This window comes from Pseudomonas sp. NFACC39-1 (assembly GCF_900110355.1).
Lineage (GTDB): Bacteria > Pseudomonadota > Gammaproteobacteria > Pseudomonadales > Pseudomonadaceae > Aquipseudomonas > Aquipseudomonas tehranensis.
In genome coordinates this window covers 315510-334015 of sequence record NZ_FODL01000001.1, presented here as the reverse complement: position 1 = coordinate 334015, position 18506 = coordinate 315510, and the positions used below count along the sequence as shown (strand labels likewise).

At 62.7% G+C, this 18506-nt stretch carries 17 protein-coding genes; 6 read left to right on the top strand and 11 right to left on the bottom strand.

The genetic code is table 11. From position 1 onward, the window contains the following. Positions 1–34 precede the first annotated feature (34 nt). Genes nagE through BMY45_RS01450 form a run of 5 tightly spaced genes read right to left on the bottom strand, consistent with a single transcriptional unit; the run spans position 35 to position 7198 of the window. Positions 35–1750, bottom strand: coding sequence for an N-acetylglucosamine-specific PTS transporter subunit IIBC (nagE, locus tag BMY45_RS01470; RefSeq protein ID WP_092393612.1), 1716 nt, complete (start codon positions 1748–1750; stop codon positions 35–37). Between the two features lie 33 nt (positions 1751–1783). Then, on the bottom strand, positions 1784–4297 hold the full coding sequence (ptsP, locus tag BMY45_RS01465) for a phosphoenolpyruvate--protein phosphotransferase (RefSeq protein WP_092393610.1): 2514 nt from the start codon (positions 4295–4297) through the stop codon (positions 1784–1786). A gap of 42 nt (positions 4298–4339) precedes the next feature. Further along, positions 4340–5362 carry an SIS domain-containing protein gene (locus BMY45_RS01460; RefSeq protein WP_092393608.1) on the bottom strand — a complete coding sequence of 341 codons (1023 nt, stop codon included), beginning with the start codon at positions 5360–5362 and terminating at the stop codon, positions 4340–4342. Next, positions 5343–6449: an N-acetylglucosamine-6-phosphate deacetylase gene (gene nagA / locus BMY45_RS01455; RefSeq protein ID WP_092393605.1), complete on the bottom strand. Its 1107-nt coding sequence runs from the start codon at positions 6447–6449 to the stop codon at positions 5343–5345. Before nagA ends, BMY45_RS01460 begins: the two co-directional genes overlap by 20 nt. Positions 6450–6466: 17 nt before the next feature. After that, positions 6467–7198: a GntR family transcriptional regulator gene (locus tag BMY45_RS01450; RefSeq protein ID WP_092393602.1), complete on the bottom strand. Its 732-nt coding sequence runs from the start codon at positions 7196–7198 to the stop codon at positions 6467–6469. 623 nt (positions 7199–7821) lie between these two features. Here BMY45_RS01450 and BMY45_RS01445 point away from each other — a divergent pair. Then, entirely contained in the window at positions 7822–8175 is a 354-nt protein-coding gene (locus tag BMY45_RS01445; RefSeq protein ID WP_092393599.1) for a DUF6124 family protein, read from the top strand. 274 nt (positions 8176–8449) lie between these two features. On the opposite strand, the gene BMY45_RS01440 is transcribed toward BMY45_RS01445, so the two are convergent. Together BMY45_RS01440 and BMY45_RS01435 are read right to left on the bottom strand one after the other, a co-directional pair. Further along, a complete protein-coding gene (locus BMY45_RS01440) occupies positions 8450–8956 on the bottom strand; it encodes a L,D-transpeptidase family protein (protein WP_092393596.1) in 507 nt (168 codons plus the stop codon). Positions 8957–8996: 40 nt separating this feature from the next. Then, positions 8997–9548 carry an NUDIX hydrolase gene (locus tag BMY45_RS01435; RefSeq protein ID WP_092393593.1) on the bottom strand — a complete coding sequence of 184 codons (552 nt, stop codon included), beginning with the start codon at positions 9546–9548 and terminating at the stop codon, positions 8997–8999. A 146-nt stretch (positions 9549–9694) separates the two neighbouring features. Here BMY45_RS01435 and BMY45_RS01430 point away from each other — a divergent pair, with 146 nt between their 5' ends. Genes BMY45_RS01430 through BMY45_RS01420 form a run of 3 tightly spaced genes read left to right on the top strand, consistent with a single transcriptional unit; the run spans position 9695 to position 11041 of the window. Continuing rightward, positions 9695–10294 carry a CoA pyrophosphatase gene (locus tag BMY45_RS01430; RefSeq protein ID WP_092393590.1) on the top strand — a complete coding sequence of 200 codons (600 nt, stop codon included), beginning with the start codon at positions 9695–9697 and terminating at the stop codon, positions 10292–10294. A gap of 16 nt (positions 10295–10310) precedes the next feature. Beyond that, on the top strand, positions 10311–10835 hold the full coding sequence (locus BMY45_RS01425) for a gamma carbonic anhydrase family protein (RefSeq protein WP_092393587.1): 525 nt from the start codon (positions 10311–10313) through the stop codon (positions 10833–10835). After that, positions 10832–11041, top strand: coding sequence for a DUF1289 domain-containing protein (locus BMY45_RS01420; RefSeq protein ID WP_092393584.1), 210 nt, complete (start codon positions 10832–10834; stop codon positions 11039–11041). Before BMY45_RS01425 ends, BMY45_RS01420 begins: the two co-directional genes overlap by 4 nt. Before the next feature lie 175 nt (positions 11042–11216). Here BMY45_RS01420 and BMY45_RS01415 read toward each other — a convergent pair whose 3' ends face one another. Further along, positions 11217–11876: a Pr6Pr family membrane protein gene (locus tag BMY45_RS01415; protein WP_092393582.1), complete on the bottom strand. Its 660-nt coding sequence runs from the start codon at positions 11874–11876 to the stop codon at positions 11217–11219. Between the two features lie 3 nt (positions 11877–11879). Further along, positions 11880–12110 (bottom strand): VF530 family protein, encoded by a 231-nt coding sequence (locus BMY45_RS01410; RefSeq protein ID WP_047228895.1) that lies wholly within the window; start codon positions 12108–12110, stop codon positions 11880–11882. 258 nt (positions 12111–12368) lie between these two features. Here BMY45_RS01410 and BMY45_RS01405 point away from each other — a divergent pair, with 258 nt between their 5' ends. After that, the gene (locus BMY45_RS01405; RefSeq protein WP_092393579.1) at positions 12369–13751 is read left to right on the top strand and encodes a carbohydrate porin; all 1383 of its coding nucleotides are present in this window, start codon (positions 12369–12371) and stop codon (positions 13749–13751) included. A 217-nt stretch (positions 13752–13968) separates the two neighbouring features. Next, positions 13969–16383, top strand: a complete 2415-nt coding sequence (locus tag BMY45_RS01395) for a glucose/quinate/shikimate family membrane-bound PQQ-dependent dehydrogenase (RefSeq protein WP_092393573.1) — start codon at positions 13969–13971, stop codon at positions 16381–16383. Between the two features lie 267 nt (positions 16384–16650). Here BMY45_RS01395 and purT read toward each other — a convergent pair whose 3' ends face one another. Beyond that, the gene (gene purT, locus BMY45_RS01390) at positions 16651–17832 is read right to left on the bottom strand and encodes a formate-dependent phosphoribosylglycinamide formyltransferase (RefSeq protein WP_092393570.1); all 1182 of its coding nucleotides are present in this window, start codon (positions 17830–17832) and stop codon (positions 16651–16653) included. Positions 17833–17934: 102 nt separating this feature from the next. Next, positions 17935–18402 carry a preQ0 transporter gene (locus tag BMY45_RS01385; protein WP_092393567.1) on the bottom strand — a complete coding sequence of 156 codons (468 nt, stop codon included), beginning with the start codon at positions 18400–18402 and terminating at the stop codon, positions 17935–17937. Positions 18403–18506: the final 104 nt, after the last annotated feature.

The following is an 18506-nucleotide window of genomic DNA, read 5'->3' as shown; positions in this document are numbered from 1 at the left end:
GCGGGGATAAATCCCCTCGCCACAGAGATTGGGGCTAGGCTTTTACATCCGCCTGACGGCTCAGCACCATCCGCTCCAACGCCTGCCACAACCCCGGCGCTTTCTCCCCTAGCAACAGGTGCCAGACACCCCCCTCCAATGAACTGACCCCCTGGCACCCCAGCGCCCTGAGTCCGCTTTCCGACAACCCTTTGCCATCGGCCAGGCGCACGCGCAACCGGCTCATCGCCACGCAATCGAGCTGCAACACATTGCCACCGCCCCCCAGCGCATCCAGCCACTGTTGCGCTTCGGTCCCGGACACGCTGGTCGCTGTGACCGGTTCAACCACCGTGGCCACGGGCGCAGCGGCAGGGCGGTCGGAGGAGGGCAGGGCCAGGCGGATTTCATCGGCGATGCTGTCGGCCATCGGGCCCACCACCACCTGCAAACTTCCGCCATTGCCGGGACGCACCACGGCCATGGCGCCCAGGGCCTTGAGCTGCGTATCGGACGCCTTGTTGCGATCCACCATGTCCAACCGCAGGCGCGTGGTGCAGGCGCCGACGGTGATCAGGTTATCGGCGCCGCCGAGTGCTTCGATATAGGCTTCGGCCCGTTGGTTCTGGGCGATGACCGGTTTGTCGCCCGCTGGCACTTCTTCACGCCCTGGGGTCTTCAGGTCGAAGCGGCGGATGCAGAAGTCGAACACCGTGTAATAGATCACCGCATAGACCAGCCCGACCGGCACCACCAGCCAGCCGTTATTCGACTTGCCCCAGCCGAGCACCATGTCGATGAAGCCGCCGGAGAAGGTAAAGCCCAGGCGGATGTTCAGCCAATCGGTGATCGCCATCGACAGCCCGGTGAGCAAGGCATGCAACAGGAACAGCAGCGGCGCGAGGAACATGAAGGCGAATTCCACCGGCTCGGTGACCCCTGTGAGGAACGAGGTCAGGGCCATGGATAGCAGAATCCCGCCCATGACTTTGCGCCGCTGGGGCAGGGCATTACGGTACATCGCCAGGCACGCGGCGGGCAGGCCGAAGAGCATCACCGGGAACATGCCGGTCATGAACTGGCCGCCGTTCGGGTCGCCGGCAAAGTAGCGGGTCAGGTCGCCAGTGACCACCGCGCCGGTTTGCGGATCGGTGAAGCTGCCGAAGATGAACCAGGCCATATTATTGAGGATGTGATGCAGGCCGGTGACGATCAGCAGCCGGTTGAACACGCCGAATACGAAAGCACCGAGACTGCCACTTTCCATCAGCAAGGCACCGAAACTGTTGATGCCTTGCTGGATCGGCGGCCAGATCAGGCCGAACACCACCCCCAGGCCCACGGCGCTGAAGCCGGTGACAATCGGCACGAAGCGCCGTCCGCCAAAGAACGCCAGGTATTCGGGCAGCTTGATGTCTTTGAAACGGTTGTACAGCGCGCCGGCCAACAGGCCACTGATGATCCCGGCGAGCATGCCCATGTTGATGCTGGCATCGAGCACCTTCAAGGTGGCGATCATCACCAGATAGCCGATGGCCCCGGCCAACCCCGCCGTACCGTTGTTGTCCCGGGCGAAGCCCACGGCGATGCCGATGGCGAAGATCATCGGCAGGTTGGCAAAAATCGCCTGGCCGGCATCGTGGATGATGGCGATGTTCAATAGATCGGTGTCGCCCAGGCGCAGCAGCAAGCCGGCGATGGGCAGGATCGCGATGGGCAGCATCAATGCCCGGCCGAGGCGTTGCAGCCCTTCGATGAAATGCTGGTACATGGCGTCTCTCCCTTTATTGTTCTTCGACGTGGCTCAGCCCAGGGGCCAGTGTTGATGACAGGCCTGGCGCACGGCGGCGGCACTGCCCAGGTTCAGCAATTCGGCGCTGAGGCGGGCGCACTGGGCGGCGTCGAGGTGACGCACGCGGTCCTTGATTGCGCCGATTTGCGGCGGGCTGACCGACAGTTCGCGGACCCCCAGCCCGATCAGCACCGGCGTCGCCAGCGGATCGGAGGCCAGGGCGCCGCACACGCCGACCCAACGGCCATGCTTCGCTGCGCCGGCGCAGGTCTGGGCGATCAGCCGCAGCAGCGCCGGGTGCAGGGCATCGACCCGGGCGGCGAGGCCGGCGTGGTCGCGGTCCATGGCCAGGGTGTATTGCGACAGGTCGTTGGTGCCGATGGACAGAAAGTCCGCGTACTCAGCCAGTTGTTCGGCCAGCAACGCGGCGGCCGGCACTTCGATCATCACCCCCAATTGCGGGCGCTCGCTCAGGCCCAGTTCGGCGCCGATGGCATCAAGGCGTTGGCGGATGTGCAGCAGCTCGTCGACCTCGGTGACCATGGGCAACAGGATCCGGCAGCGGCTCAACGGACGGGTTTGCAGCAAGGCCCGCAGTTGCTGATCCAGCAGTTGCGGCCGTACCTGGGCCAGGCGAATGCCGCGCAGGCCCAGCACCGGGTTGGCCTCGGTCGGCAGCGGCAGGTAATCGAGCTGCTTATCGCCGCCCACGTCGATGGTGCGGATGATCACCGGCTTGTCGCCCATGGTGTGGAGCACGGCTTGATAGGCCTGGCGTTGTTCCTCTTCGTCGGGTGCGGTGTGGCGGTCGACGAACAGAAATTCGGTGCGCAGCAAACCAACGCCGTCGGCACCGTTCGCCAAGGCCTGGGCTGCTTCGCCGCAGGAGGCGACGTTGGCCGCCACTTCCACGGCTACGTCATCGAGGGTGCGGGCCGGTGTGTGGGCGAGGGTTTGTTGCTCGGCGCGTCGGCTGGTTTGTCGGGCTTGTTCCTGATGCACCTGGGCCAGGCGCTCGGCCGTGGGCGTGAGTTCGAGGCGGCCACCATCGGCGTCCAGCACCACCATTTGCCCCGGCGCCTGGGCAAGCAGCGCATCACCCAGCGCTACCAGGCACGGCAGGCCTTTGCCTCGGGCCAGGATCGCCACGTGAGAGGTTGCGCCGCCCTCGGCCATGCACACCCCGGCCACGCCTTGGGCGCTGAGTTGCAGCAGATCCGACGGGGTCAGTTCCTGGGCGGCGACGATGGCGCCCGCCGCGACGTCGAATTGCCAGGCCTCACCCAGCAACACCCGCAGGACCCGTTGGCGCAGGTCGCGCAAATCGTTGGCGCGCTCGGCCAGCAGCGTGCTGCCCAGCTGTTGCAGCACCTGGCATTGCGCCTCGATGGAGCGGTTCCAGGCGTGGGTCGCGGCACTGCCTTGTTCGATAAAAAGGTGGGCGGCATCCAGCAACACTGGATCTTCCAGCAGTGCCAGATGAGCGCTGAAGATCGCTTCTTCGTCGCGGTGGCGTCGGGCCTTGGCGTTTTCCAGGGTGAGGTGGATTTCGCCACTGACCTGGGACAAGGCACTGTCCAGGCGTTGTCGCTGCTCTTCGGCGTCATGGCCGCCAGCGTCCTGGGGCAATTGAATGCCATCGAGCCGAACCAGCGGCCCGGTCACCAGGCCGGGGGCGGCACACACGCCCTGGAGCACACCGGCTTCGGCAATACCGCGTTGCGGTTTGATGGCCGGCGCCTCGGCATGGGCTTCTTCCGCCAGGGCTGTGGATAAAGTCGCCAGCAAGGCTCGCAGCGCCGCCTCGGCATCGCTGCCCCGGCAACTGACATGCACTTGCGCCTGTTCGGTAATGGCCAGGCCCATCATCCCCATCACGCTGTCGCAGGACGCCGACTTGCCTTGGAAATGCAGGTGCGAACGGCTCTTGAAACCCTGGGCGGTCTGGCGAATCAGCGCCGCCGGCCGGGCGTGCAGACCGCCGCGATGGGCGATGCGGATCTGACCGAAGACTTCGCTGCCGGTGGCCTGGTCATCGTCTTGAGTTTCGCCGGGAGCCTTGGCGAGAATATGCAGCAGCGGCTCGCCGACCTTCACTCCTTTGAGGGTGATGGGCCGCGCCTGGAAGTGTTCGCCATTGGTAATGACCAATAGGCTGACCAGGCTCTTGCAGCGCAGGGCCACTTTATCCACGTCATACCGCAGTAGCGGCTGGCCATTGCTGACCCGCGCGCCTTCCTTGACCAGCATGGAAAACCCGTCGCCCTGCAGCTCGACCGTGTCCAGGCCCAGATGCAGCAGCAGTTCGGCGCCGTTGTCCGCCCGTAGGGTCACGGCGTGGCCGGTGCGGGCGACGTGAATCACTTCGCCGTCGCAAGGCGCGTAGAGGGTGTCGTTCAGCGGGTCGATGGCGATCCCGTCGCCCATGGCGCCGCTGGCGAACACCGCGTCCGGGACATTGGCGAGGGTGAGCACCGGGCCGCTGAGCGGGGCGCTGAGGGTCAGCTCTTTATTATTGTTGGGCATGGGGCGCTCTCATCAGACTCTCTATAAAAGAAAACCGTCGGTTCAGTGCGTACGGGTGACCTTGCTCAGATACCGGGGTTGGTCCGGGTCTAAACCTCGGGCCACGGCCAGGCTCGCGGCCATCCCATAAAAGCTCTGGATCGCCAGGATCGGGTCGAGGGACGGGTGTTCGGCGCGGGTCAGCGTCAGGTCGCGTTCGGCGATGTCATCCGGCGCCGCCAGCAGGACTCGGGCACCGCGCTGGCGCATGTCCGCGGCCAGGCTCAACACGCCAGCCTGCTCGGCACCGCGCGGGGCGAATACCAGCAGCGGGTAGTGTTCATCGATCAGCGCCATCGGCCCATGACGAACCTCGGCGCTGCTGAAGGCTTCTGCCTGGATTGCCGAGGTTTCCTTGAATTTGAGTGCCGCTTCCTGGGCGATGGCGAACCCGGCACCACGGCCGATCACCATCAGCCGCTGGCAGTCGCGCAGGGCCTCGACGGCGGCGTGCCAATCCTGGCGGGCGGCCTTGCGCAAACCTTCGGGCAGGGCGCTGCCGGCTTCCAGCAACTGGGCGTCGTCCCTCCAGTGCGCCACCAGCCGCGCGCTGGCGCTGAGGGTGGCGATGAAGCTCTTGGTCGCGGCAACGCTGCTCTCGACGCCGGCACACAGCGGCACGCTGAATTCACACGCCGCTTCCAGAGGCGAATCGCTGGCGTTGACCAGGGCCACGCTCAAGGCGCCGCGCTTGCGCAACAGGCGCAGGCTGTTCACCAGGTCCGGGCTCTGTCCCGACTGGGAAAACCCGAACGCCACCTGGCCGCTGACCTTCAGCGGTGCCTGTTGCATGGTCACCACCGACATCGGCAACGAGGCCACCGGGATGCCCAGTTGTTGCATGGTCAGGTAGGCGAAGTAGCTGGCGGCGTGGTCGGAACTGCCGCGGGCGACGGTCATCGCCACTTGCGGTGGCTGACGGCGCAGGCGTCCGGCGACTTCCTCAAGGGTCGGGTCCAGTTGCTGTAACTGGCGTTCGACGGCTTCCCACGAGGCGAGGGCCTCCTCAAGCATTTTTGAAGTCAATGGCTTCTCCTTCGACCATCACGTCGGTCAGGGTCAGGGAACGGTCAAGGCGCACGCAGTCGGCCCAGGCGCCGGGATGCAAGCGGCCGCGCTCGGGCAGGCCGAGGTAATCGGCGGGAAATTGCGACAGGCGCTGGGAGGCTTCGGCCAGGGGCAAGCCGATTTTCACCAGGTTGCGCAGGGCCTGGTCCATGGTCAGGGTGCTGCCGGCCAGGGTGCCATCGGCCAGGCGCACGCCACCCAGGCACTTGGTCACGGTGTGGCTGCCCAGCTTGTATTCACCGTCGGGCATGCCGGCGGCGGCGGTGGAGTCGGTGACGCAGTACAGGCACGGGATCGTCCGCAGGGCCACGCGCATGGCGCCGGGGTGCACGTGGAGCAAGTCCGGGATCAGTTCGGCGTACTGGGCGTGGGCCAGCGCCGCGCCGACGATGCCCGGCTCGCGGTGATGCAGCGGGCTCATGGCGTTATACAAATGCGTGAAACTGCTGGCTCCGGCGGCCAACGCTGCGACGCCTTCTTCGTAACTGCCCAGGGTATGGCCGATCTGCATACGCACGCCTCGGGCGCTGAGGGCGCGGATCAAGGCATCGTGACCGGCGATTTCCGGGGCGATGGTAATCACCCGGATCGGCGCCAGGGCCAGGTAGCTCTCCACCTCGGCCAGCAGTGCGGTGTGGGCGAAATTCGGTTGCGCGCCGAGTTTGCCGGGATTGATGTAAGGACCTTCCAAATGCACGCCCAAGACCCGGGCGCTGCCATTTGGGCGCTGTTCACAGAACTCGCCGAGGGCCTTGAGCACGCTGGCGATCTCTTCGCTGGGCGCGGTCATGGTCGTGGCCAGCAGCGTGGTCGTGCCGAAACGCACATGGGTGCGGGTGATGGTTTCGAACGCCGAGGCGCCTTGCATGATGTCCTTGCCACCACCGCCGTGGACGTGCAGGTCGATGAAACCGGGCAGCAGGTAGGGCAGGTCATTGCTGGCCGGATCACAGGGCTGGCCTTCGATGGACACGACTTTGCCGTGCGCATGGATCAGGCGACCGCGAACCCAGCCATTGGCGGTGAGGATGTTGTCTTCGGACATGGGGACTCTCTGATCGTCTAGCGCCGCAGTTCTGCGACAAAGTCGTAGTAGTCATTGCGGCAATAGGTGTCGGTGACTTCGATGGGGGTGTTGTCTTCCAGGTAGCCGACCCGGGTCATCAGCAACATCGCGGTGCCGGGGGCAATGCCCACCAGGGCGGCGAACTCGTCCGAGGCGTTGATCGCCTGGATGTGTTGCAGGGCGCGCACCACCGGCTTGCCGATGCTGTCGAGAAATGCGTAGAGCGAATCGCCGACCGCTTGTGGCTTGGGAATGATGGAGGCGGGCAGGGTGCTCATCTCGATGGCCATGACCGTGTCATCGGCTTTGCGCAGGCGCTTGAGCCGCGCGACCTTGTCGGTGGGCGACAGGCCCAGGCGGATCAATTCTTCGTGGGTCGGCGGGGTGATGTCCCGTTCCAGCCATTGGGAACCGGGCACAAACCCCTTGAGTCGGAGCATCTCGCTGAAGCCGCTGAGGCGTGACAGCGGTTGTTCCAGGCGCGGGGTGATGAACGTGCCCGAACCCTGGTTACGGCGGATCAGGCCTTGTTCGAACAGCACCTCCAAGGCCTTGCGCGCGGTGACCCGGGAAATGCCCAGTTGCTCGCTCAAGCTGCGCTCGGACGGCATCGCCTGCTCGGCTTTCCACTGGCCGGCATGAATCGCCGTCTCCAGGTTACGTGCCAGCTGCAGGTACAGCGGCGTGGGCTGGGTGTCGTCGGGGCGCAGGGCCAGGATGTCGTTCATATCGGTGTCCGATGCGGTTGTTGAGTTGTTTGTCGCTCGGTAAGTGGGGTGGAAGCTAATACCACTTGAATACCATGTCAACGCCACTTGCCCTGGGTTTAGAGGGGTTATTGGAGAGTTTTGGTGGGGTGGGATTGAAGTGGTATTAGAGGGCGGAGGTTCGAAAGCAAAGATCGCAGCCTGCGACAACGACCGCTGGGTGAACTGGTATTCATCTGTAGGCAATTTCTGACGTTGCGATTTTTTGATTTTATTTTTCGATGCTGACGGGCGGTCGTTCGAGCCTGTTAAGGCTAACGAGCTGTCGTGGCGAGGGAGCTTGCTCCCGCTGGGGCGCGAAGCGGCCCCAAAACCTGACAACCCGGTGTGTCAGGCAAATTGAGTTGACTGCTTTGGGTCTGCTGCGCAGCCCAGCGGGAGCAAGCTCCCTCGCCACAGAGATTTGCGGTCTGTCAGACGCACCGAAGTTTCCGACATGTTTTTAGGGTTGTCCCTCGGAAGTGGGGGCTCTAGCCTTTGGGTGTCGCTGCCAATTCAGCGACCGGGTTTGACCGTCCGAAAAATCACAGGGCAATAGGCCTGGACGTTTTGTCCTGGGCTCCATTAGATAAAAGGAGCTTCCATTGAAAAATTCTGACATTCCCAAACCCGCATCCACCTTCCCCTACGGCGATTACGCTCCCGAAAGACTGAAAGAAGCGGCTGACCGCGCAATGGACCATTACCTCAAGCCTGAAGACAGCGCTTCAGAAGCCAAACCACCGGCGCAGTTGTTCACTGTGGTGGACAGCGTCGATACCGAAGCGCTGTTGGCCAACCTCAGCGAAACCCTTGCTTCAGCCAACGCAATGCTCAGCGACCTTGCCTTCGGCCTGGAAGGCTCGCGGCGGCATGTGGCGTTGGGGGTGGCGCAGATGATTGAGTTGGGGGCTTTGTTGGCGAACAAGGCTTTGGACCGGGTTGAGCTTCGGGCCTGATGCAGTAAGGCCGGCCTCATCGCGAGCAGGCTCGCTCCCACAGTGGATTTGTGTCGTTCACAAATATGCCAGTCGACATCAAACCCTGTGGCGAGGGAGCTTGCTCCCGCTGGGTTCGTAGGAGCTGCCGAAGGCTCGGGCCGCGTTCGGACGATTTTTTGATTTTGATCTTTCGTTTGAGATTCAAGTGTCTGGGGAAAGATCGCAGCCTCGTTGCACTCGACAGCTCCTACACAGCAGCCCAGTGGGAGCAAGCTCCCTCGCCACAGAGGGGCTACGGACGAATCTCGATCATCGTCCCATCCGGCACCAGGTTCCAGACTTCGCGCATGTCCACGTTGCGCATGGCAATGCAGCCATCGGTCCAGTCCAGGGTGTGGAACAACTGCTCAGGGTTTTCTTCCGAATCAGGCGTGCCATGGATCATGATCATGCCCCCTGGCTCCACGCCTTCGCGGCGGGCGCGGGCGGCGTCGCTGATGTTGGGGTAGGAAATGTGCATCGACAGGTAGAAGCGGTCACTGGTCTTGCGCCAGTCCAGCCAGTAGAAACCTTCAGGGGTGCGCTTGTCGCCCTCAATGAGCTTGGGGCCTTTTTTGGCGCCCTTGCCCAATGAAATGCGATAAGTCTTCAGTGGTTTGCCGTCGTTGATCAATTGCAATTGATGGGCGGACTTGAGCACCAGCACTTTTTCGATGGTCTTGCCGTTGTAGGTTCCCACCGCAGAAGCCTGGGACACCGTAGCGAACGACAAGCAGAACAGGACAAGCAACCAGCGCATTGAAACGATATCCCTAGAGGTGTCGCGGCTATATGGGTTGTTAGGTATTGGCAGGCTGGGCCAGCGGCGGGATCGATTCGGATCGCACAGGGTAGTCCTCGGTTCGCCGGTCAGCATAGAAGTATTCTAGGGTACGGCCCACGGTGCGAAAAGCCAGCTCGTCCCAGGGAATGTCCGCTTCGTCGAACAGTCTCACTTCCAGGCTTTCGGGCCCGGCGGCGAAATCCTCGTCCACCAGTTCGGCGCGGAAGAATACATGCACCTGGCTGATATGCGGAACATCGATCAGCGTATAAATGCTCAGGTTGCGCACGCGGGCGCAGGCTTCTTCGGCGGTTTCGCGCACGGCCGCCTGCTCGACGGTTTCGCCGTTCTCCATGAAGCCGGCCGGCAATGTCCAGTAACCGCGCCGCGGCTCGATGGCCCGCCGGCACAGCAGCACTTTGCTGCCCCAGGTGGGCACGCAACCGGCCACGATATTGGGGTTCTGGTAGTGGATGGTGTGGCAGGTATCGCAGACAAAGCGCAGGCGCGAGTCGCCTTCGGGGATACGCTGGGTTACCGGGTTACCGCACTGGCTGCAGAATTTCATGCTTGGGTTCCTGAATGCTGCGCCTATCTTGGCGTCTGCGGGCGGCTGTCGGCAAGTTGTCGTTTCGCGACACGTCGCAGTGCGGGGGTTGGGCGGCTTGCCTGATTGGTGCATGATGCAAGGTAGCGAATAAATCGAGAAGTCTCATGCTGGACGAGCTACTGCATCGAGTAAGCAACCATACCCCACGTGATCTGGAGACTGACCGACGTTTCCCTGAAGCGGCGGTGCTGGTGCCCATTACCCGCAGTGACGAGCCGGAACTGGTCCTGACCTTGCGCGCCAGCGGGCTTTCGACCCATGGCGGCGAAGTGGCATTCCCCGGCGGGCGTCGCGACCCGGAAGACCCGGACCTGATCTTCACCGCCTTGCGCGAAGCCGAAGAAGAAATCGGCCTGCCTCCCGGCCTGGTGGAAGTGATCGGCCCCCTCAGCCCCTTGATCTCGCTGCACGGCATCAAGGTCACGCCCTACGTGGGAGTGATCCCGGATTTCGTCGAATACCAGGCCAACGATGCCGAGATCGCCGCGGTATTCAGCGTACCGCTGGAGTTCTTTCGCAAGGACCCGCGCGAACACACGCACCGCATCGATTACCAGGGCCACAGTTGGTACGTGCCCAGCTATCGTTTTGGCGAGTACAAGATCTGGGGCCTGACGGCGATCATGGTCGTCGAGTTGGTCAACCTGTTGTACGACGCCGGCATCGACTTGCACACACCCCCCAAGACGTTCATCAATACCTGAAGCCCCGAGGATCCTCATGAAATATCGCCTGGGTGATGCCCGTGTCGAAGCCCACCCACAGAGCTGGGTCGCCCCCAACGCCACATTGGTGGGCAAGGTCCGCCTCGAAGAAGGCGCCAATGTCTGGTTCAACGCGGTGCTGCGTGGCGATAACGAACTGATCCTGATCGGCAAAAACAGTAACGTGCAGGACGGCACGGTGATGCACACCGACATGGGCTTCCCGCTGACCATCGGCACCGGCGTGACCATCGGCCATAACGCCATGCTTCACGGTTGCACGGTGGGGGACTACAGCCTTATCGGCATCAATGCGGTGATCCTCAACGGCGCGAAGATCGGAAAAAACTGCATCATCGGCGCCAACTCGCTGATCGGCGAAGGCAAGGATATCCCCGACGGTTCGCTGGTGATGGGCTCACCCGGCAAGGTCGTGCGGGAATTGACCGAAGCCCAGAAGAAGATGCTCGAGGCCAGCGCGGCGCACTACGTTCACAACGCGCAGCGCTACGCCCGTGATCTGGCCGAGCAAGAGCAATGAACACGCCCGAACGTCCGGTTCCGTCGCCCTGCGTGAACATCTGCGCCCTGGACGATGACGACATCTGCACCGGCTGCCAGCGCACCGTGGCGGAAATCACCCGTTGGAGCCGGATGGACAACGACGAGCGACGCGGGGTTCTGGCGTTGTGTCATGAACGGGCCAAGGCCAGTGGGTTGGTGTGGATGTTGCCTGCACGGCCGTGATGCCCATTTGTGACACACACACTTTGTGGCGAGGGGATTTATCCCCGCTGGGCTGCGAAGCAGCCCCAAAAACAGCAAACTCAATCTGCCTGATACACCGAGTTGTCGGGTTTAGGGCTGCTGCGTAGCCCAGCGGGGATAAATCCCCTCGCCACAAGTGTTTCACCAGCAATGCCTAATGTGATCGTCGCCCCAACCACCGATCCACCCCCACCACCCCCAATGCAATCCCGACAAACCCTGCCAATATTCCCCCGGCATTGATGAACACCTGTGGATAACCCAGGGTCGCCACATCCATGAAAGGGTAGGGGTAAGCCGCCAGTAATTCCCCCCGCAGCAGGAGCCAGGCGAAGTACACCACTGGGTAAATCATCCACAGCCCGATGTGCTGCATGCGCAAGGTGCCCTTGGGCACGCAGAACCACCAGTAGGTCATGAACAGCAACGGCATCACGTCGTGCAGCAATTCGTCGGCCACGAACTGCCAGCCTTCGGGTTGCCACAGATGACGCAGCAGCAGGTTGTAGGCCAGGCCGACCAGGGCGATGCTCACGGTAATGCCGCTGCTGACCGCCGGCTGCAAGAACCAGCGCCGGGCCGCCGATTCTCGATGGATCAGTTCCCAGGTCAGCACCACGGCCACCAGGGTGTTGGTCAGCACCGTGAAGAAACTGAGAAAGTTCACCAGGCCGCCGAGCAAGCTCGCGCCCAGCTCCCAGCGACCGAGCAGGATCAGGTACAACTGGATGCTCAACCCGGCCCAGCCCAACAGTGCCGCCACTGACACGAAGCACTGTCGCAGCGCGGGGCGCCGACGGATCTCAATGTCCACGGCTCAGACCGGTCGTTTGGTGCGCATCAGCTTGATGTACAGCCGCTCGACTTTCTCCCGCGCCCACGGCGTCTTGCGCAAAAAGGTCAGGCTCGACTTGATGCTCGGGTCGCTCTTGAAGCAACGAATGTCGATGCGCTCGGCCAGACCCGACCATTCGTAGTGCTGCACCAGGGCGTTGAGGATCTGCTCCAGCGTCACGCCGTGCAGCGGGTTGTTGTTGGATTCGGTCATGGGAGGCCTTCGCGCAAAGAGGTGTAAAGCCGCGCACCTTAGCCGAGGTGCCCGCGTGGTGGAAGTATCACTCAAACGCTGCCTGTTGGTTTCGCTGCCCTACTGTTACCGAATCCGAAATGATTCATGTCAGTAAAAGGTCTTTCTCTATTTGTAACAGGACATTATCCTTGCGCCGCCTGCTGAAACGCTTCTTCTGCCGTGCCAAAGCCCCCGGCGTTCAGTGAATCCCCTAAAAAGATCAAGAATTCCTTCTCTATGTTCGATGTTCAGACTCTGCAAGACAGCGCTGTCCGGCACCGTATTGCCGCCCGAAATACCCTTCACCTGATGGCCGGTCTCGGCGCCTTGGGCATTGCTATCGGCGCTCAGGCCGCTCCTGCGTTCGATAGCGACTCACTCTGGATGCTGGGTGACTGGAACGGCACGCGAAGCGAACTCGCGAAAAAAGGCTACGACTTCAAGTTCGATTACACCGGCGAAATGGGCAGCAACCTGCACGGCGGCTACGACCATGACCGCACCGCTCGCTACAGCGACCAGTTCGCCTTCGGCACGCACCTGGACCTGCAGAAAATCCTCGGTTGGCACGCCGCCGAGTTTCAACTGACGGTGACCGAGCGCAGCGGCAATAACATCAGCAACGACCGGATCAACGATCCACGTGTTGGCGGTTTCACTTCCGCCCAGGAAGTCTGGGGCCGTGGCCAGACCTGGCGGTTGACGCAGATGTGGTATCAGCAGGCATTTTTCGATGAGCGGCTCGATATCAAGGCCGGCCGTTTCGGGGAGGGCGAGGATTTCAACAGCTTTCCCTGCGACTTCCAGAACCTGGCGTTCTGCGGCTCGCAAGTGGGCAATTGGGTGGGCGGCATCTGGTACAACTGGCCGGTCAGCCAATGGGCGCTGCGGGTCAAGTATCACCTCACGCCTGAGCTGTACGCGCAGATCGGGGCTTATGAACAGAACCCGTCGAACCTGGAAACCGGCAATGGCTTCAAGCTCAGCGGCAGTGGCACCCAGGGCGCCGTAATACCGGTGGAACTGGTGTGGTCGCCCAGCCTCAACGGCCTGCCGGGCGAATACCGCGCCGGTTATTACTACAGCAGCGCCAATGCTACCGACGCTTACAAGGATCGCAACGGCCAGCCGGCCGCCCTGAGCGGTGAGGCGTATCGCAGCGCGTCGAGCAAGCATGGCGTGTGGCTGGGGGCGCAACAGCAATTGACCAGCGTTGCCAGTGACCATTCCCGCGGCCTGAGTGTGTTTGCCAACGCCACGCTGCACGACAAGAAAACCAACGCCATCGACAACTACGTCCAGGCCGGTCTCGTCTACAAAGGGCTGTTCGACGCCCGCGCCAGGGATGACATCGGTTTTGCCCTGGCTCGGGTTCACGTCAATCCGGCTTACCGCAAGAACGCCGAAGCCAGCAACCAGGCCCGCGCCGTTCAGGATTACGACAATCCGGCCTTTTTGCCACCCCAGGACACCGAGTACAGCGCCGAGTTGTATTACGGCGTGCATGTGACGAATTGGCTGACCGTGCGCCCGAACCTGCAGTACATCCGCCATCCAGGCGGCCTGGACAAGGTCGATGACGCGCTGATTGGCGGGATCAAGATTCAGTCGTCGTTCTAATAACGACGCCAAACCCCTGTGGGAGCGGGCTTGCTCGCGAAGACGATTTCACATCCGGCGCATACGTCGGCTGATACACCGCTTTCGCGAGCAAGCCCGCTCCCACAGCAACCGCTGCACCCAATTGCCTTTTTCAACTGAACCATGCCCCCTCAAGATCGTCATCTACAGTGACTACTTGCGCGGGACTCCTTAAAACCTCACGGAGAATCACACTATGAGCACTGAGGGTGCTATGAGTCGAAGCCGTCTGCTACCGAGCCTGCTCGGCATTCTGCTTCTATTGATGGGCTTGGCCCTGTTGGCGGGGGGAATCAAGCTGAGCACGCTTGGCGGCTCGCTGTATTACCTGTTGGCCGGTATCGGCCTGGCGCTGACGGGCGTGCTGCTGATCATGGCCCGGCGCGCGGCCCTGGGCCTGTACGCGCTGGTGCTGTTCGCCAGTACGGTGTGGGCCCTGTGGGAAGTGGGCCTGGACTGGTGGCAACTGGTGCCGCGCCTGGCCATGTTGTTTGCCTTGGGCATCGTCATGTTGCTGCCGTGGTTCCGTCGCCCGCTGTTGACCGCCGACGCTTCGCCCATGGGCACCCGTGCCTTGGGTGCCGCCGTAGTCATTGCCGGTATCACCGCGCTCGCCAGCCAGTTCACCAATCCGGGTGAAATCAAGGGCCAACTGGACCGCGACAGCGTGCCAGGCATGACCAACACCGCACCGGCGATGCCGGACGGCGACTGGAACTCCTACGGCCGCAGTGCCCATGGTGACCGTTATTCGCCCCTGGCGCAGATCACCCCCGAGAACGTCAGCAAGCTGGAACCGGCCTGGACCTATCGCACCGGCGACCTGCCAGGGCCGAACGACCCGGGTGAGACCACGGCGGAAAATACCCCGCTGAAGGTCAACGGCATGCTCTACGTGTGCACGCCTCACAGCCAGGTGATTGCTCTGGAGCCTGAAACCGGCAAGGAAATCTGGCGCTTCGATCCGAAGCTTTCCACGCAGAAAGCGGAAAACTTCAAGGGCTGGGCCCACATGACCTGCCGCGGCGTGACCTATCACGATGACGCGGTGTACGCCTCGGCCGAGCAGAGCCCGACCGGCGCGGCCAGCACCACGCCGGCGAGCACCGTATGCCCGCGGCGGATCTTCCTGCCGACCGCCGACACGCGCCTGATCGCGCTGAACGCCGACACCGGCAAGATGTGCGAAGACTTCGGTGACAAGGGCCAGGTCGACCTGACCGCCAACATCGGTGGCTTCACCGCCGGCGGTTACTACTCCACCTCGCCACCGGCCGTGACCCAGAACCTGGTGGTGATCGGTGGCCACGTCACCGATAACGTCTCCACCGACGAGCCAAGCGGGGTCATCCGCGCCTATGACGTGCACACCGGCGAGCTGGTGTGGAACTGGGACAGCGGTAACCCGGACGACACCACGCCGATTGCCGAAGGCCAGGTCTACACCCGTAACTCGCCGAACATGTGGTCCATGTTCAGCGTCGATGAAAAACTCGGCATGCTCTACCTGCCGATGGGTAACCAGACGCCTGACCAGTTCGGTGGTTTCCGCACTCCTGAATCGGAGAAATACGCCGCCGGCCTGACCGCGCTGGACATCGCCACCGGCAAGGTGCGCTGGTACTTCCAGTTCACCCACCATGACCTGTGGGACATGGATGTGGGCGGGCAACCGACCCTGATGGATCTGAAAACCGCCGACGGCGTGAAGCCGGCTGTTCTGGCATCGACCAAGCAGGGCAGCATTTACGTGCTGGACCGCAGCAATGGTCAGCCGATCGTGCCGATCAAGGAGATCCCGGTGCCGCAAGGCGCGGTAGAGGGCGACTACACCTCACCGACCCAGCCGATGTCCGACCTGAACTTCGTGCCGCCGGTCCTTGAAGAACGTGACATGTGGGGCGTGACCCCGTTCGATCAGATGCTCTGCCGGATCGACTTCAAGTCGCTGCGCTACGAAGGCATGTTCACGCCGCCGTCGCTGCAAGGCTCGATCGTCTACCCGGGCAACTTCGGCGTGTTTGACTGGGGCGGTATTTCGGTTGACCCGGTGCGCCAGATCGCCTTCGTCAACCCCAGCTACATGGCGTTCAAGTCCAAACTCGTCCCGGCGGCGGAAGTGGCCGGCGGTCCGGGGCGCAAGAGCGAAACCGAGGGTGTGCAGCCGAACAAAGGCGCGCCGTATGGGGTGATCCTCGAAGCGCTGCTCTCGCCAATGGGCCTGCCTTGCCAGGCTCCGGCCTGGGGTTATGTGGCGGCCGTCGACCTGACCAACAACAAAACCCTGTGGATGCACAAGAACGGCACCGTGCGTGACAGCTCGCCGGTACCGATCCCGCTGAGCATGGGCGTACCGAGCCTGGGCGGCGCCTTCACCACCGCCAGCGGCCTGGCGTTCCTGAGCGGCACCCTCGACCAGTACCTGCGTGCCTATGACGTGAAAAACGGCAAGCAACTGTGGGAAGGCCGCCTGCCCGCAGGCGCCCAGACCACACCAATGACCTACACCGGCAAGGACGGCAAGCAATACGTGCTGGTCGTTGCGGGTGGCCATGGTTCCCTGGGCACCCAGCAGGGTGACTATGTGATCGCTTACAAGCTGCCGGATTAAGCAAAACCGGCGCTCATGAAAAAGGCGACACCTTTGCGGGTGTCGCCTTTTTTTGTGCCGATTTACTCAGGTTGAGGCTGCCCCCGGCTTTTGTGGCGAGGGGATTTATCCCCGCTGGGCTGCGAAGCAGCCCCCAAAGCAGTCACCTCAATCTTTCTGATCCACCGAGTTGTCAGGTTTTAGGGCTGCTGCGCAGCCCAGCGGGGATAAATCCCCTCGCCACAGATAAATTCCCTCACCACAGGAGACTGTGTTTCGCCCCAGGCTTTACAACTCGATCTTCACCGCCTGGGAAGCCCGGGTCGCCTTGGCGCGGGCGGTTTCGATGGACTCGTCTCGCGCCAGGGCCACACCCAGGCGGCGTTGGCCGTTGACTTCCGGCTTGCCGAACAGGCGCAGGGCGGTGTCCGGTTCGGCCAGGGCGGCGCCGAGGTTGGCGAAAGCGGTCTGGGTCGACTGACCTTCCACCAGGATCACCGCCGAGGCCGATGGGCCGAACTGGCGGATCAGCGGGATCGGCAGGCCGAGGATGGCGCGGGCGTGCAGGGCGAACTGCGACAGGTCCTGGGAAATCAGCGTCACCAGGCCGGTGTCGTGGGGGCGCGGCGAGACTTCGCTGAACCACACCTGATCACCCTTGATGAACAGCTCGACGCCAAACAGGCCGCGACCACCCAAGGCCTCGGTCACGGCTTTAGCCACGCGCTCGGATTCAGCCAGGGCCACCGGGCTCATGGCCTGGGGTTGCCAGGATTCCTGGTAGTCGCCCTTTTCCTGGCGGTGGCCGACCGGTGCGCAGAAGGTGGTGCCGCCAACATGGCGCACGGTAAGCAGGGTGATTTCGTAGTCGAAATCGATGAAGCCTTCGATGATCACCCGACCCTTGCCGGCACGGCCGCCTTCCTGGGCATAGTCCCAGGCTTTCTGTACGTCATCGGCACTGCGCAGCAGGCTCTGGCCCTTGCCCGAGGAACTCATCACCGGCTTGACCACGCACGGGAAACCCAGGGTCTCGACGGCCTTGCGGTAGTCTTCCACGGTGTCGGCGAAGAAGTACGGCGAGGTCGGCAGACCCAACTCTTCGGCGGCCAGGCGCCGGATCCCTTCGCGGTTCATGGTCAGTTGCGCGGCGCGGGCGGTAGGGATCACGGTGAAGCCTTCAGCTTCCAGTTCCACCAGCGTGGCGGTGGCGATGGCTTCGATTTCCGGCACGATGAAGTGCGGCTTCTCGGCCTCGATCACCGCGCGCAGGGCCGCGCCATCGAGCATGTTGATCACATGGCTGCGATGGGCCACTTGCATGGCCGGCGCGTTGGCGTAGCGATCCACGGCAATCACTTCAACGCCCAGGCGCTGCAGTTCGATTACCACTTCCTTGCCCAGCTCACCGCTGCCACACAACAAAACACGGGTCGCGGTGGGCGACAATGGAGTTCCGATACGGGTCATCTGAAGGTCCTCAAACAGGAGCGGAGCATCGAGGGTCGCGCGCCGGGCGAGCTTCCCATGGGGAGAAAGCGCGGCATTTTACATGAACCGCAGGTTTTGGCTTCAGCCGACGACGGCCTGTTTGCGCAAACGCCAGGCCATGATCAGCCACACCGCCGTGACCCCGGCGAATTTCGAGACCAGCGCGGTAATCACCACGGCCGGTGTCAGGGCATCGATCATGCCGAAGAAAATGAAGGTGTCCAGGGGAATGCTCAGGGCCGAACTGATCCACAACCGGTCATGCAGCGGACGTTTGGTGATGGAGAACACCAGCCAGTCAATGCATTCGGATACCGCGAACGCCGTGGCGCTGGCCAGGGCAATGGTCGGGTCGGAGGTGACGTAGGACAACACCAGCGCCACCAGCATCGCCACGATGGCGCCGTGGCCGAATCGGGTTTGCACCATGTCCCGCAGAATGAACACCAGCCCGCCCCAGGCCGACCAGATGATGTCCAGGTGCGGCGCGGCGGAAAACGCGAAGTTGATCAGCACGACGCTGCTGATGTAGGCGATCAGGAAAAGCATGGATTGGGGTACCTGGGTGGGTGTGAATCAAACATTCAAGAGCAACGTTAACCCTGTGGCGAGGGGATTTATCCCCGCAGGGCTGCGCAGCAGCCCTGAACCTG

Bases quoted from the DNA above. Each gene is read 5' to 3' on its own strand.
- nagE (WP_092393612.1), bottom strand. From the start codon at position 1,750: ATGTACCAGCATTTCATCGAAGGGCTGCAACGCCTCGGCCGGGCATTG.
- ptsP (WP_092393610.1), bottom strand. From the start codon at position 4,297: ATGCCCAACAATAATAAAGAGCTGACCCTCAGCGCCCCGCTCAGCGGC.
- nagA (WP_092393605.1), bottom strand. From the start codon at position 6,449: ATGTCCGAAGACAACATCCTCACCGCCAATGGCTGGGTTCGCGGTCGC.
- BMY45_RS01450 (WP_092393602.1), bottom strand. From the start codon at position 7,198: ATGAACGACATCCTGGCCCTGCGCCCCGACGACACCCAGCCCACGCCG.
- BMY45_RS01440 (WP_092393596.1), bottom strand. From the start codon at position 8,956: ATGCGCTGGTTGCTTGTCCTGTTCTGCTTGTCGTTCGCTACGGTGTCC.
- BMY45_RS01435 (WP_092393593.1), bottom strand. From the start codon at position 9,548: ATGAAATTCTGCAGCCAGTGCGGTAACCCGGTAACCCAGCGTATCCCC.
- BMY45_RS01430 (WP_092393590.1), top strand. From the start codon at position 9,695: ATGCTGGACGAGCTACTGCATCGAGTAAGCAACCATACCCCACGTGAT.
- BMY45_RS01425 (WP_092393587.1), top strand. From the start codon at position 10,311: ATGAAATATCGCCTGGGTGATGCCCGTGTCGAAGCCCACCCACAGAGC.
- BMY45_RS01420 (WP_092393584.1), top strand. From the start codon at position 10,832: ATGAACACGCCCGAACGTCCGGTTCCGTCGCCCTGCGTGAACATCTGC.
- BMY45_RS01410 (WP_047228895.1), bottom strand. From the start codon at position 12,110: ATGACCGAATCCAACAACAACCCGCTGCACGGCGTGACGCTGGAGCAG.
- BMY45_RS01405 (WP_092393579.1), top strand. From the start codon at position 12,369: ATGTTCGATGTTCAGACTCTGCAAGACAGCGCTGTCCGGCACCGTATT.
- BMY45_RS01395 (WP_092393573.1), top strand. From the start codon at position 13,969: ATGAGCACTGAGGGTGCTATGAGTCGAAGCCGTCTGCTACCGAGCCTG.
- purT (WP_092393570.1), bottom strand. From the start codon at position 17,832: ATGACCCGTATCGGAACTCCATTGTCGCCCACCGCGACCCGTGTTTTG.
- BMY45_RS01385 (WP_092393567.1), bottom strand. From the start codon at position 18,402: ATGCTTTTCCTGATCGCCTACATCAGCAGCGTCGTGCTGATCAACTTC.